Source organism: Exilibacterium tricleocarpae (assembly GCF_007004655.1).
Classification (GTDB): Bacteria; Pseudomonadota; Gammaproteobacteria; order Pseudomonadales; family Cellvibrionaceae; genus Exilibacterium; species Exilibacterium tricleocarpae.
The window spans coordinates 48,180-62,934 of record NZ_ML660091.1 but is presented as its reverse complement, the minus strand read 5'-3'; the positions used below and the strand labels follow the sequence as shown (position 1 = coordinate 62,934).

12 protein-coding genes are annotated in these 14,755 nt (G+C 59.2%); 4 read left to right on the top strand and 8 right to left on the bottom strand.

The annotated features are described in order from the left end of the window. Positions 1-115: 115 nt before the first annotated feature. The 4 genes from lon to FKG94_RS08600 form a co-directional block, all read right to left on the bottom strand. The gene (gene lon, locus FKG94_RS08615; protein ID WP_142903822.1) at positions 116-2,479 is read right to left on the bottom strand and encodes an endopeptidase La; all 2,364 of its coding nucleotides are present in this window, start codon (positions 2,477-2,479) and stop codon (positions 116-118) included. Then, complete coding sequence (locus FKG94_RS08610) at positions 2,476-2,844, bottom strand: Hsp20/alpha crystallin family protein (RefSeq protein ID WP_179957557.1); 369 nt, start codon at positions 2,842-2,844, stop codon at positions 2,476-2,478. Before FKG94_RS08610 ends, lon begins: the two co-directional genes overlap by 4 nt. Before the next feature lie 124 nt (positions 2,845-2,968). Further along, on the bottom strand, positions 2,969-3,331 hold the full coding sequence (locus FKG94_RS08605; protein WP_142903820.1) for a DUF4405 domain-containing protein: 363 nt from the start codon (positions 3,329-3,331) through the stop codon (positions 2,969-2,971). A gap of 55 nt (positions 3,332-3,386) precedes the next feature. After that, positions 3,387-4,949, bottom strand: coding sequence for a bifunctional aminoglycoside phosphotransferase/ATP-binding protein (locus FKG94_RS08600; RefSeq protein ID WP_179957556.1), 1,563 nt, complete (start codon positions 4,947-4,949; stop codon positions 3,387-3,389). Positions 4,950-5,233: 284 nt separating this feature from the next. Between FKG94_RS08600 and FKG94_RS08595 the strand changes: the two genes are divergently transcribed. After that, a complete protein-coding gene (locus FKG94_RS08595) occupies positions 5,234-5,686 on the top strand; it encodes a CBS domain-containing protein (protein WP_142903818.1) in 453 nt (150 codons plus the stop codon). Between the two features lie 89 nt (positions 5,687-5,775). On the opposite strand, the gene FKG94_RS08590 is transcribed toward FKG94_RS08595, so the two are convergent. Further along, on the bottom strand, positions 5,776-6,546 hold the full coding sequence (locus FKG94_RS08590) for a Crp/Fnr family transcriptional regulator (protein WP_179957555.1): 771 nt from the start codon (positions 6,544-6,546) through the stop codon (positions 5,776-5,778). A 232-nt stretch (positions 6,547-6,778) separates the two neighbouring features. On the opposite strand from FKG94_RS08590, the gene FKG94_RS08585 reads away from it, so the two are divergent. Beyond that, positions 6,779-8,623, top strand: a complete 1,845-nt coding sequence (locus FKG94_RS08585; RefSeq protein WP_179957554.1) for a PAS domain S-box protein — start codon at positions 6,779-6,781, stop codon at positions 8,621-8,623. Continuing rightward, positions 8,610-9,275 carry a response regulator transcription factor gene (locus tag FKG94_RS08580; RefSeq protein WP_142903815.1) on the top strand — a complete coding sequence of 222 codons (666 nt, stop codon included), beginning with the start codon at positions 8,610-8,612 and terminating at the stop codon, positions 9,273-9,275. Before FKG94_RS08585 ends, FKG94_RS08580 begins: the two co-directional genes overlap by 14 nt. A 71-nt stretch (positions 9,276-9,346) precedes the next feature. Here FKG94_RS08580 and FKG94_RS08575 read toward each other — a convergent pair whose 3' ends face one another. Together FKG94_RS08575 and FKG94_RS08570 are read right to left on the bottom strand one after the other, a co-directional pair. Beyond that, positions 9,347-10,855: a thymidine phosphorylase family protein gene (locus FKG94_RS08575; protein WP_142903814.1), complete on the bottom strand. Its 1,509-nt coding sequence runs from the start codon at positions 10,853-10,855 to the stop codon at positions 9,347-9,349. Between the two features lie 36 nt (positions 10,856-10,891). Further along, complete coding sequence (locus tag FKG94_RS08570; RefSeq protein ID WP_281284230.1) at positions 10,892-12,199, bottom strand: MBL fold metallo-hydrolase RNA specificity domain-containing protein; 1,308 nt, start codon at positions 12,197-12,199, stop codon at positions 10,892-10,894. Positions 12,200-12,678: 479 nt separating this feature from the next. Here FKG94_RS08570 and FKG94_RS08565 point away from each other — a divergent pair, with 479 nt between their 5' ends. Then, positions 12,679-13,632, top strand: coding sequence for a ferredoxin reductase domain-containing protein (locus FKG94_RS08565; protein ID WP_142903812.1), 954 nt, complete (start codon positions 12,679-12,681; stop codon positions 13,630-13,632). Positions 13,633-13,667: 35 nt separating this feature from the next. Here FKG94_RS08565 and adhP read toward each other — a convergent pair whose 3' ends face one another. Then, positions 13,668-14,705, bottom strand: coding sequence for an alcohol dehydrogenase AdhP (adhP, locus tag FKG94_RS08560; RefSeq protein WP_142903811.1), 1,038 nt, complete (start codon positions 14,703-14,705; stop codon positions 13,668-13,670). Between the last annotated feature and the right edge of the window lie 50 nt (positions 14,706-14,755).

Below are 14,755 nucleotides of genomic sequence, written 5' to 3'. Positions count from 1 at the left end.
CGCGCAAGAGTGGGCAACAACTCTCTCTACCAACACTGTCGGCCCGGTTAGCTGTCAGAAGGCCACACCCGGCATACACATGGTAATGGCGTATATTATTTCAGTGAGTTTATGATCAAACACTTCCTTGTCCCACACTCGCCGGCCGCGACGTCAACTCCGGTATGGCTGCATCCAGGAGTGCCTCGATGCGGCTGACGTAAATAAACGCCATCTTGTTCCGCACCTGTTCCGGCAGCTCTGCAAGATCTTTCTCGTTTTCCGCGGGCAGAATAACCCGAAAAATACCGGCGCGATGGGCGGCCAGCACCTTCTCTTTAATGCCGCCGACCGGCAACACCAAACCACTCAGCGTAATTTCTCCGGTCATGGCGGTATCGTTGCGCACCACAACGCCGGTATACAGCGAAGCCAGCGCTGTAACCATGGTCACACCGGCCGAAGGCCCGTCTTTGGGCACCGCACCCGAAGGCACATGAATATGTACACCGGCATCGAGAATTCGCTTGCGGTCGATCCCGAGACCCTCGGCATGGGACCAGATATAACTGCGCGCGGTTTTCGCCGATTCCTGCATCACATCGCCGAGCTGGCCGGTCAACATCAGCTCTTTTCCCTCCGCCAGTCGGGCGGTTTCGACATAGAGCACTTCACCACCGGCCTCGGTCCAGGCCAGCCCCGCAGCGACACCCACGGCGGGATACTGGCGCAGCGACTCGGTGTGGAACATCTCCGGGCCCAGCAGCTCAGCCAGGTCCGCCACCGCCACACACAGCTCCCCGCCCCCGCCTTTGACGATGCGCGCAGCCAGTTTGCGAGCCAGGCGCCCCAGCACCCGCTCCAGTTCGCGCACCCCGGCCTCTCGTGTATAACGCCGAATGATGTGGCGCAAGGTCGCATCCGGCAATTGCAGTTGGCGCGCTTGCAGACCCGCCTGCTCCAGCCGGCGCGGAATCAGGTAACGGCGCGCGATTTCAAGTTTTTCTTCGTCGCTGTAACCGGCCAGGCGCAACACCTCCATGCGGTCCAGTAACGGGGCGGGAATGTTTTGCAGGGTATTGGCGGTGACAATAAAGAATACGCCGGACAAATCGAAAGGCATATCCAGATAATTATCGTGAAACTCCGTGTTTTGGGCCGGGTCGAGAATTTCCATCAGGGCCGCCGCCGGATCCCCGCGAAAATCCCGACCGAGCTTGTCAACCTCATCCAGCATCAACAGTGGGTTGCGCACACCGGCGCGCCGCACCGCCTGCAGGATGCGGCCCGGCATGGCGCCGATATAGGTGCGACGATGCCCGCGCAACTCCGCCTCATCGTGCAAACCGCCCAGGCTCATACGCTCAAAACGGCGCCCCATGGCACGCGCGATAGACTGGCCCACCGACGTTTTCCCCACTCCCGGCGGCCCGACGAAACACAGGATCGGTGCCTTGCTGGCCGGATTGAGCTTCATAACGGCCAGGTGCTCGACAATGCGTTCCTTGATTTCTGTCAGGCCGAAGTGGTCGTCATCGAGAATCCGCTGCGCCCGCTCCAGATCGAGCAGGTCGTCGGTGCGCCGCTGCCACGGCAATTCCAGTACCAGTTCCACATAGGTGCGGGTAAGTTGGTAGTCCGGCGCCACCGGCGACATACGCTCCAGGCGTTTCAGTTCTTTTTGCAGCACCCGATCCACCGCTGCCGGCAACTCGGCGTCCGCCGCCCGCCTGCGCAGCTCCCCCACATCGGCCTGTTCCGGTCGCTCCTCACCCAGTTCTTCCTGAATCGTGCGCATCTGCTGGCGCAGAAAGTATTCCCGTTGCTCTTTACCGATTTTCGATTCCACCTCGCGGTTGATCTGGTCGCGCAATTCCAGCACTCGCACTTCGTGTTCCAGGTGTTCGTGCATCAGTGTGAACAACTCGACTTCGGTAGCCGCCGACAACAGAGCCATCTCCTTTTTGGTATCGATAGGCAGTATCATCGTCAACAGGTAGATCTGTTTCAGGGGATTGTCGATTTCCGACAGGATCATATTCAAGCCGGTTTGCATCTCCGGCTTGATCAGGTTCAACATTTTGCCGATCAGCTCCAACACCGCCCGGTAGAGCGCTTCGTTTTCGGCACTGCCATCGGCCTTACGCGGTTCCGGCAGATACTCGAAACTGTCATTCAGGTAGGGCATCTGCCCGGCCCGGCCCGCGCGTTTGATACGGGTGACGCCCAACACTTCCACATGCAGGAAGCGGTCGAGACGGGCCATTTTTTTTATCACCCCGAGCGTGCCGATATCATACAGGTCGGTCAGTGTCGGTTCTGATACTTGGGGATCTTTTTGAGTGAACAGCGCAATGAACTTGTCTTCGCTGGCCAGGGCAACATCCAGCGCGGCCACCGACGCCGGCCGATTGATCACCAGGGGCATGGAGATAAAGGGGAATAAGACGCTGTTTTTAACCGGCAGGATGGGTAAGTTGCCACTGGGGTAATCGGTCATCGAATATCTCCCACGCGCAGATGAATGTACAGCATGCCGTCGCGATACTCCGTCTCGATCCGTGCGGCTTCGACATCAAAAGCAAAATCGAAGACTCTTTCAAAACGGTTGTAGGCGATTTCCATCGATTGGGAAATATGGATACACGGCGCCAGCTGATCCCGCCGCAGCCCCCGCAAGAGCAGGCGCCGGCCTTGCGGCCTTAGCTGCAAGTCCTCGGCCCTGACGCCGGCCAACTCGACTTTCAGCAACCACTCATTCTCACCGCGATAAATATCGGCGAGCGGTTGCCAGGCGACGCCGCGGTGGGATTCGGCATCGAGCCGCAACAGGGACTTCATTAACGCTGACAGAGAGGTAGTCATCGCCATCATCACCGGTGGAGACGCGTGTAGTCCCCATCATAGAGGTGGTAATGGTTCACATGTTGACTGCCGTCAATAACGCACCCGAATACGGATTCGCTGTACCGGCAACTCGCGCAACCACTCAGCCGGGCGTCCCCAGGGGTATAAACGGACTGATTCCCAGTAACAGGATCGCCAGCAGACCTATCACGCCCAGCGCCAGGCGCAGGGAAAAGCCCTGGCGCGGGCCGCCTCTGATCAGATTGACGATAAAGTGGCGATGCAACCCCAGGTGCAAGACCAGCACCGCAAAAAAAACAACCGCGATCCAAAAGTGCAGCTGTCCCCAGTCGTGCCGGTGCAGGCCCCAGACCTCGAGCCGCCGCCCGCTGCGCTGGGGCAGGACATAGTGCAGGAGAATACCGCTGGATGTCAGCAGGGTAAACAGCGCAAAGGCAATCACATCCACCATCTGTACGAGCCGAGTTCGATTTGAGCTTTTCATATCGCTATCTCCCGTGTGCGGCTGCCGGAACCGCCGCTCGCCCAACCCTGCGCGATCAACCGGCCAGCCGCGCGGCGATGCTCGCCAGATTGAGCGGTTGCTCGGTATTGACCGTTATCGTGGCACTCTGCTCTTCATCGGCCAGAGGTGTCTGGTTGCGCTGTTGTGCATGCATCACCTCGATGCCGGCTTCCGACACGCTTTCCGGCAGCCGCGCGCGCGCCTCCAGGCGAGCGGCAAGCGTATCGGGATTGGCCACGCAATCGACAATCGCAAACGACACCCGATTAACCTCGGCCAGCTGTTTGAAGCGCCGGCGCCGATCGCGATCCAAAAAGGTGGCATCGACGATAACCGCCTGCCCCATTTCGAGTAAACGGCAAGCCAACTGTGCCAGCCGGTCGAATGTTTTCGCCGTGGCCTCACGGGAATAGATATCGATACCGGCAACAGCGCTGCTGTCCTGTTGGGGCCGCAAACCAAACAGTCTTTTGCGCTCGACATCGGACCTGATCCGGATGGCGCCGGTCGCAGCCGCCACAGCCGCGGCGACAGTGGACTTGCCGGTACCTGCAACACCGTGGGTAATGGCGAGAAACGGCGCCGGCGGGCGGGTGTAACCCTCCGCCAGGGTCATGTAATGGGAATAGGCCGACAGCACTGTCTCTTTTTCCGCCGCCGTTGTGTCCGCCTGGGCCAACCGCAGTATGGCAACCTTGGCGCGTACCAGGGCGCGGTAAACCTTGTAAAACGGCAGTACCTGTAAGCCGCGGTAGTCGCCGCTAAACTCCATATAGATATTCAACAAGCGGCTGGCCCAGGCGGTGCGGCCTTTGTCCTCCAGGTCCATCAACAGAAAACCCAACTCCGCCATGGTGTCGATCCAACGCAGTTGGTCGTTAAACTCCAGGCAGTCAAACAGTGTGATCTCGCCGTCAATAATGGCAATATTGCCCAGGTGCAGATCGCCGTGGCACTCGCGGATAAAACCATCGGCCTGCCGTTTGCTGAAGTTCGCGTCAAGCCGCGCCAACTGGCCCTGGGTCCAACCCTGAAGATGTGACAACTGCCGCAATTGCCCGCGATTTTCCAGCAGGGGCCCAATGTGCTCGAAGTTCTCCAGCGCCGCCTGGGTCACCGCCTTCAGGGAGCCGTAAACGGGCGTACCGGCGCCCTCAGCGGCCACCGTCGCGTCCTGGTGAAAAGCCGCCAGCCGCGCGGCCAACTCATCTATCTGCCGTTCGCTGACCTCGCCCCTGTCCATGCAGTTTTGCCATAAACTGCGCTGGGGAAACTCCCGCATCTTGACAGCGTAATCCAGCACCTCTCCCACACCGCCGATCACCGGCGCGTCCGGTGTGCCGGTGATCGCCACCACCGCCAGATAGAGATCGGGCGCAAAGCGCCGGTTCAGGCGCAACTCCTCTTCACAATAGTGCCGGCGTTTGGCCAGCGTTGAAAAATCGAGAAAGCCGAAATCGACCGGTTTTTTCACTTTGTAGACATAGTCGCCGGTGAGAAAAACCCAGGAAACATGGGTTTCGATCACCCGCACGGACGCCACCGCATGGGGATAGGCAGCCGCCCGCCGGAGAGATTCAATAAGCTGATTATTCACACTGGGTACCATAGGAACTGACCGTTTAATGTATACACCGCAGGATGCAACGGGAAATTGATTTCAATCAAGCTAAATCCTCTGCGCAATCGTATTTTGTATCGCGCCCCATGGGCCAAGCGGGCATCGTCAAGGCAGCACCTTCTTCCACCAGCTTGCAGCCGGGTTATCCGACCGGGATGTTTGCGTTCTGCCCCAAAAACTGACACCCGTCAATGCCAAAAAAACTGTAACGACCATCCTTGGGGCGATGTAAACAGAAACCGCACAGGAGACTTTTCACCATGAAGATTCAGGAAACAATGGTCAGCAACGTATCCACCTGCCATGCGGATGCACCGCTGGACCAGGTCGCGTTGATGATGTGGAATCACGACTGCGGTTGCATACCGGTAGTCGATGACGAGCACAGACCGCTGGGCGTGGTCACCGACCGGGATATCGCCATGGGCGCAGCGCTGGGACACAAACCCCTGTGGGATATGAAAGCCGGCGATATCACCGCCGCCAAGCCGGTGTACACCTGTCGGGAAACCGATGACCTCAGCACGGCACTGGAACTGATGCAGGAATACAAAGTGAGGCGTCTGCCCGTCACCAATGGCGACGGTACGATTACCGGTATCGTTTCAATGGGCGATATTATCGCCTGTGCTAAAACCGGGAGAAACGCGTCGCTAAAATACGATGCGACAGCCGGTATGCTGAAAGCTGTCTCGGGACATCACCGTAACTGACAGCCGCTGTCTCGGCCCTGCGCTGTAGGGCCGTCACTACGGATACCGCAGTGACGGCCGACTCCCGATCTGCGGTTCTCGCAGCAGTCCTACGCCGTTTTCTCCAACGGCAGTTCGATGGATGATTCGGCACAGTTCATAACAAGCTTCAGTTTTTGCATATCCTTGATGGTGATATGCCGGCGGTTGACTCGGATAATGCCCTCGTTTTGAAACCGGGACATCCAGCGGCTTACCGTCTCCGTCGCCATGCCCAGGAAATTGGCGATATCGCTGCGGCGCATGGAGATATTGAGCTCACCGTCGTCCGCCTGGTGGCAGCGTTCCATGCGGTCGGAAATATCGATTAAAAAGGCCGCCAGTCGCTGTTTGGCATTCATCTTGGTGAGTACGAACATCTGCTCGTGCTCGCGGCGCATATTGTAGCTGAGCTTCTCCAACACTTTTTGAATCACGGTCGGGTAGAGACTGCTCAACCTAAACAATGCCTCCAGCGGAATAATGCAAACACTGCTGGTGTCCAAAGCCTCAACGTTGTAGGGGTATATACCGTTGCATAAATCATCGATACAGACCAACTCCCCCGGCATGTAAAAACCGATGACCTGGGACTCCCCCTCTTTGTTTACCGTATACGCTTTCAGGCAACCGGAGCGCACCAGGCACAGTCCTTCGGACTTCTGCCCCGCCATCACCACATGCTGGCCTCGACCGAAAGGTCGCTTGTGGGTGATCAAGCGTTCAAATTCAGGCAGTTGCTCGGTGAGATATTCGCCCCAAAGACAGTTTTGAAACTGGAAGCAGTTTTTGCAGCTCGATTTGCCCGCGGGCTGAGCCACGGACGTAGCTATGATTTTCATACCGGGTCCCTTGACTGTCGTTTTGGCACCGGCCATTTTTCGACGCGCACCTGTCCAGGCCGGTTACCCCTCCACGCTCCCAGTGATTCTACTGCCTGGCCCCCAGTCAGATAAATACAGTAATTACTATTAAGTAAAACTACGTATATGCCTGCGGATAGCCCCATTGCCGTTGCCTGGCGCGACACATATGACTAGTATCAACCCAGGTCTCGCCAGTGGAAGCAACCCCATGAACCCAACCTTGCTCGAAGCCTTCCCCTTCGAAATTGTGGTTATTGACAAACAATTCGAACGCGTTTGCTACGCCAATGCCAACATCGGCAGGAATCTGGGCTACTCGCTTGAGCAGTTCCAAAAAATGACGCCGGATGAGTTGCTCGGTAAACAGCAAGCGTCGAGCCTGTACCGCCAGCTCGAACCCATGTTGCGACACAGCCCGCCCGAGACGCCGAGCCGGGAAGTCGACTATCTGCGCAAGGACGGCTCCCACTACCCCGTCAAGGCCTACTTTAAACACTGCACTTACGACGGCGATGACTGTATCATGTTCACCTCGCTGGACAGCAGCGACCGCCGCAGCCATATCGAGCGGCGGGCGATCGAGCACCTCCCGGCAGGTGCTGTGGTGACCACTCCGGACACTCTCTATATGAATAAGGCGGCCACGGCCATCACCGGTTATAACCGCAAGGAATTCGATTCCATCGACCAGTGGTACGCCCTGTTTCCCAAAAACATCGTTACCGGCTTCAAACACAAGAGTAAAAGCTGGGACTGCATCGACCGCTCGACCCCGATTATTGTGCCAATTACCACTAAAACCGGCGCGCCACGACTGCTGGAGCTGTCTCATCACGGCATTGATGAATCCATGTCAATCTGGATGTTTCAGGATGTCACCGAGCGCGAGACCCTGTTAAACAAGCTGCGCTGGTCCGAAGCCAAAGCCAGCGCGGTTTTAAACACCGTGCCCGACGGTATTGTCAATATCGATCTGCGCGGCGAGATCACGTCATTCAACCAGGCGGCGGAAAAGATTTTCGGCTACCGCAGCGAGGAAGTACTGGGCGGCGATATAACCCGCCTGCTCCCCGACGCCCACCGCCACGAGGACATTGCCCGCTACCTGCGCACCGGTCACCCCAAACTGTCGGGCAACACCATTGAAGCTGAAGGCCGCCGCAAAAACGGCGACGCTTTTCCCGTGCAATTGACCGTTATCGAAGTGGCCGTCGGCAATCAGATTATTCTCACCGGCATTATCAAGGACCTGACCGAACAAAAAGAGATGGAACGCCTGACACGACAACACAACGAAGAGGTGCGCCAGTACCGCGAGGATATGGTGCACATTTCGCGCATTATGACGCTGAGCGAAATCGCCACCGAAATTGCCCATGAAATCAACCAGCCGCTGGCATCGATTTCCACCTACGCCCAGGCCTGCCTGCAACTGATGGAAAATACCACGACTGCGCAGCCGGCGGAGCTGAAAAACGCCTTGCAACAAATCAGCAAGCAATCGCGTCGTGCCGGCGGGGTAATCTCACAATTGCGTGTCCAGGTGAAACAGCGCGAAATCGATCCCATTCCCATCGATATCAACAAACTCATTGACTATACGCTAACCCTATTAGCCGATGACCTGAAAGATCAAAATATTATTTTGCAAACTGTACTGCAGCCGCACCTGCCCGAGATCAACGGCATCACCGTACAGTTGCAGCAAATCCTGTTCAATCTTATTCTTAACGGTATTGACGCCATCAATGCCAAAGGTGACGGGCAACGCCTGATAAAAATAAAAACCGGGTTGACGGAAGACAATTGGGTGCGGGTTTCAGTCAGCGATACCGGTGTCGGTATCGCCAAGGCCGATCGGGACAAGATTTTCACCTCCTACTATTCCACTAAGGAGTCCGGCATGGGCATCGGCCTGTCCATCTGCCAATCGGTTATCAATGGCCATGGCGGCAAACTGGATTTTAATCATCGTAAACGCAAGGGTGCCGAGTTTTACTTTACCCTGCCGGCTTATAAGATCTTAAAAGGCGCTGACCATGGGGACGACTGACAGAGCAACGAAGGCGATAGCGAGGGGAACCGTTTTTATCGTCGATGACGATACGGCGGTGTTGAACGCCATCGACCTGTTTTTGCGCTCCCACGGTCTGCAAACGCAAATCTTCGCCGACGCGGCGTCTTTTCTCGAGGTATTCAAGCCACACCCGCCCCAATGCCTGTTGCTCGATGTCCGCATGCCGGAGATCGACGGCCTGGCGCTGTTGAAAACCCTCAAGGCGCGCAGTGTGAGCACGCCGGTCATTATGCTTACTGGTCACGGCGACGTACCCATGGCAGTGCGCGCAATCAAGCTGGGCGCCTATGACTTTTTTCAAAAGCCGTTTAACGACAACGATTTACTGGGGTGTATACACAAGGCGCTGGAGCGCGATGGCCAAACCACACTGCCCGGTGACATGCCGGCAGACGTGCGCCGGCGCCTGCAGGAGCTTACCCCGCGGGAACGCCAGGTGCTGGACGGCGTGGTCGCCGGGCGGCAGACCAAGGTCATCGCCGCCGAATTGGGTCTGAGCAGCCGCACTGTGGATGTGTACCGCTCCAGTATGATGCGCAAAATGAAAACAAAATCGCCGGTGGAACTGTTATCGTTGTTGACCGGCTACAAAATCGGCGAGTATGAGGAAGACAACCATTACCAGTAGCGACTGTTTCACCCTGGCCAGGCTACTGTTGCAATACGCTATCACCCGCCCGCCCTGCCCTTAAACAGCCGCTACTCAATCCGACACACATTCTCCACCCGGTGGTAAAAATTTTCCGCATAGCGCAGCTCGCCCTGGGTTTCGGCGTGAATTGTCATCAACAACTCACCCGCCGTTACGGTATCGCCGAGCTTTTTGGCGAGTTGAATACCCGCCGCTTTGGCCTTGGGCGCACCGGCCAGCTTGGCGATCTGCGCCAGTTGCCGGTTGTCGAAACTTTTCACCCGACCACCGGTACGGGCGCAGATCCGGCGTTGATAAGGCGCTGTGGGAATGCTTTTCAAACCACCCTGGCGGCGGCACACGGCACGAAACTTTTCCCAGGCGCTGCCGCTGTCGAGCAGCGACTCGGCCACCGCGCGGCCCTCTCCCGGGGCATATTGGTCCGACAGCTCCAGCAGCAGGCCGGCCAGGAACAACGCACGCCGGCGCAAATCCACCGGGGCCTGCGGGGAACGCTGCAGCACCGCCATCACATCCGCCGCCTCCAGCGCCGGACCAATACCGAAGCCGACCGGCTGGCGGCCATCGGTAATGACCGGCAGCACGCGGATACCCAGTTCATTGCCCACCGCGGCGAATAACGTCGACAAGTGCCTGGCGCGCTTCTGGCTGCGGACCTTGGCGGACTCTCCCACCGGGATATCAATAATGACATGGGTGGCCCCGGCGGCGATTTTTTTCGATAACACGGAGGCGATTAACTGTCCTTCACCGTCGAGATTAATGGCCCTTTCCACCCGGATCAGCAGATCGTCGGCAGGGCTGATATTGATACTGCCGCCCCAGGCCAGGCAGGCCCCTTCGGCGCCGACTACCGCCTGTAGCTGCTCCAGGCTGAGTTCCACCCCGGTCAAGACCTCCATGGTGTCTGCCGTACCCGCCGGGGACGTGATGGAACGCGATGAGGTCTTCGGGATAGTGAGCCCCGCCGCGGCCACAATCGCCGCGACGATCGGCGTCGTGCGATTGCCCGGCAGACCACCCACACAGTGCTTGTCGAGCACCGTCGAGCGCCCGGGCCAGGACAGTACCTTGCCGACGCTGACCATCGCCTTGGTGAGATCGATGATTTCCGGCAGGTCCAGACGATCGCCGGAACAGGCGGTCAGAAACGCCGCCAGGTGCACATCGGAATAGCGCCCGGCGGCGATGTCACCGATAATATGCCTGATGGCCTGGGCCGACAGACGGTTGTTGAATATTTTGCTGCGCACAAAACTGAGCGAGGTCAGGTAGTGAGGATGCTCCACCCGCAGCCTGTCGCCCTCCGCGGCGCCGAGCTTATGCCAGGCACTGTCCGACAGTCCGATGCTGCCCGGCGCCAGCAGCGCCGCCGAGACCAGGTTCAACTTGGCGATGATATAGCGCTCCTCGAGGCGCAGTCTCACGCGCGTCTGCGCCACAAAGCCCTCAGAGCGGCAGACCTGGCAGTCTGAGCGCATATAGACCACCAGCTCCTGTTGGGTGTCGATACCCATACGGGTGGCTGTCAGGCCACGAGAGCCATTTTCCAACATACTCAGGCGTCCAGTCTCTGCAAGTTCACCCGGCCCTCAATCCAATACCACACTGTCGAGATATTCCGGCACCGAGGCCGACCACCCGAGTTGATCCTGGAGGTGGAGCCGCAAACTGTCCGCCGCCGCCTTTTCGCCGTGGGTGACGAACGTATGGCGGGGCGGTTCCTCCCGCAGCGGTTGTAACCAGTCGATGATTTCCCGGTAATCGGCGTGGGCAGACAGGCCTTCGATATCGACGATTTCCGCATTCACATCGTAGTAGTGGCCGTGCATTTTAACCGCGTCAGCACCTTTGACGAGGGCATCGCCGCGGGTGCCGGGCGCCTGAAAGCCGACAAACACGACGCTGTTGCGATGATCGCCGACCAGTGCTTTCAAATGATGTATCACCCGACCGCCGCTGGCCATGCCGCTGGCGGAAATAATAATCGAGGGGTAGACCTGGTTTACCAGCGCTTTGGACTCCTCCACCGAACCGACAAAGTGCGTATTATCGACAATCTGCCGGCAATCCTGCGCCGACAGCTTGTGTTCGCTGTGGAAGCGGTTGAACACCTCAGTGGCCGCCAGCGCCATGGGGCTGTTCAGATGCACCGGCACCCTGGGGATCGCCTCCGTCGCCATCAACTCCTGCAAAAGGTATAAGATCATCTGCGCGCGGCCGACGGCAAACGCGGGTATCAACACGACGCCGCCCCGCTTCACTGTGCGATTGATCACCGCTTTCAACGACGCCATCGGATCGACCGGCGCGTGCCGGCGATCGCCGTAAGTCGACTCTACAATCAGATAATCGGTTTTATCGAGGGGGGCCGGGGCGCACATCACCGGATCATTGGGGCGACCGATATCGCCGCTGAACACCACACTGCGCCCCGCCGCCGTGATACGTGCAGAACAGGCGCCGATAATATGGCCGGCCGGGCTGAACTGCAGCGTCATGCCGTCGCCGAGTGCCACCGATTCATGGTAGATCGCGGGGCGGAATACCCGCAGCGCGCGCCGCGCGTCCTGTTCGGTAAACAGCGGCAGGGCCGGGTGGTGTTTGCTGACCCGGTGCTTATTCGCGTAGCGGGCGTCCTCTTCCTGCAGGTAACCGGCGTCGGGCAGGAGTATTTCGCACAGCGCCAGCGTACCCTCACTGCAGTAAACGGGGCCGCGAAAGCCTCTTTTCACCAGGGCCGGGATATAGCCGCTGTGATCGATATGGGCGTGGGTGAGGACGATGGCGCTGATCTGGTCTTCCGCCACCGGCAACTGCTGCCAATTGCGCTGCCGGTAGTTTTTAGTCCCCTGGTAAAGTCCGCAGTCCACCAGTATATGAGTGTCCCGGCAGCTCAGCAGGTACTTCGACCCGGTGACCGTTTCCGCGGCCCCCAGAAACTGCAGTGTCGGCGCCGGCGCGGCGCCCGTTGTTGTTCGCTTTTTGATACCGGTTCTCTCTCGACTGTCTTGTATTGTTGTTTTCTCTTACCCTGGTTTTTCCGCGCTGTTGCGCTCTATACGACACGCCTCCCATACCGGCTGACGTCCCGGTTTGGGGCGTCGCGGCGCCTCAAAGACTCGACAACGCCATCTGACCACACCATCTGAAAACACAAACCCGATAACAACGGGTAACCCGAGCAGCCTTGCAGTTTAAAGGTTACAGGTTCACCATTGTTGACCTGTGTCAAACAGGGTTCCGGCGGGGATGGGATAATTCGATACCCCGGCTACCCTGCGGACAGTCTTCGGCTACCCTGCGGACAGTCTTGGCGGGTGTTACCGGCGCGGGCCGGTGACCGGGGGGCGGACGGTGGTAATAAAGGGTGGTGGCTATGCCCAAGTTCAAACAAACGCCGAGCGGGCGAGTTAGCGGTGGTACAGTCACCGACTTCGCCGCCGGGCGTACCAGGCTGGCAACGCGGGCTGTGCAACTGGTGGACTACTACAGCGACGGCGGGCAGACCCGCCATTTTCTGTTTCGCTTTCCCGACTTCGGCCGGCCCGGCGACGACGTCTGGCGGGGAATATCGCCCGGAGAATTCCTGGTGCTGGACATACCGGGAATCGGCGCGGCACCTTTCAGCTTCACCTACCCTCCCAATCAGTACGGCGAATTTTGCGTCCTGGTTCGCCATCAGGACGGCGTCGACCGGGCCCTGTTCGATATGGAGGTCGGCTCGACCCTGGGTGCCCGCGGCCCTTTCGGCAAACCCTGGCCGCTCGCCGCGCTGCGGGACGAACGGGTGCTGGTGGTGGCCGCCGGCGACGGGCTGGCACCGCTGGTGATGTTGATCGACCATTTACTGACCGAACACTGGTGTGAGCGCCTGGCGCTGGTCTACGGTGCCCGCGACCCCGAAGCGCAGATGTTGACACCGGAACGGGAGCGCTGGCAAAAACAGATCGATGTATTCGACACGCTCGAACAAGGCGCCGGATACGCGCCGCCGGCAGCGGCCGTCACCCCCCCCTACGCCGACGCCAACATTATGCCGCGCTACCCGGCCACCTCCATACGCCGGCGGTTGTCGGGCACAGCCACGGAGGCGCTGCCCGGTGTGCTGGCCCGATTTGGCCGGCCCAGCCGGGCACTGCTGTGCGGCTCCGTCACCATGATGCGGGCCGCAGCCGCTTACCTGGTGGCCCAACGACTGCCGCCGAGCGCTATCTGGGTATCGGCGCGGGAGCAAATGTCGTGTGTGGCGGGTTTGTGCGCCCACCGCTACCAAACCCGATGCGCCGAAGGCCCGACTTTTCGATGGGATAAGGCCGGCACATGGTTGTAAACCCCAGTGCCAAACATGCGCCGGCTGCCCGCCTCTCACGCCGCCGCGTTATCGATATCGAGCACTACGCGACCGCTCACCTGTCCTTCCCGCAAGCGCGTGAAGACATCGTTGACCGCTGCCAGCGGCTCGGTGCGATACTCGGTCTGCACCGCCCCTTCGCCGGCAAACTCCAGCGCTTCAGCCATATCCCGGCGGGTGCCGACAATCGACCCGCGCACCGTCAGGCGCTTGAGCACCACATCAAAGATAGGTGTGGCAAACTCGCCCGGCGGCAACCCCACCAGGGCGCAGGTGCCCCCTTTGCGCAACATGCCGATAGCCTGGTTAAACGCCGGCGGCGACACCGCGGTCACCAGCGCACCGTGAACGCCGCCAATGGCATCCTGAATGGTTTTGGCCGCATCGGTGTCGGCGGCGTTAATGGTTTGCTGCGCGCCCAGGCGACGGGCCAGCTGCAATTTATCGTCGGCGACATCGATGGCGATAACATGCAGCCCCATTGCCTTGGCGTACTGCACCGCTAGATGGCCAAGTCCACCGATACCGGAAATCGCCACCCACTGGCCGGGCCGGGCTTCAGTCTCTTTCAAACCCTTGTAGGTGGTGACGCCGGCGCACAGAATCGGCGCGGCATCGCTGAAGGCGAGGCTGTCAGGCAGTCGGCTGACATAGGCAGCGGGCGCCAGTACGTACTCGGCAAAACAGCCATTGACGCTGTAACCGGTGTTTTGCTGGGCGCCGCACAAGGTCTCCCAACCGGTCACACAATAATCGCAGTGACCGCAGGCGCTGTGCAGCCAGGGAACCCCGACCCGGTCACCCTCACTCAGCTCACCGACCTCTTCACCCACGGCCGCCACCACACCCGCCCCCTCATGTCCGGGCACGAATGGCAGCGCCGGTTTCACCGGCCAATCGCCGTCCACGGCATGCAGATCGGTGTGGCAGACGCCGCTGGCGACGATATTGACCAATACTTGTCCCGGGCCCGGCTCGGGCACGGGAATCTCCTCGATATGCAGCGGCTGGCCAAACGCGTGGGCCACTGCCGCCAACATTTTGTCCGCCATCTTTCTCTCCTCCGATACGCAATCTGGATTAGGGCTTGGACTGCGGTCTG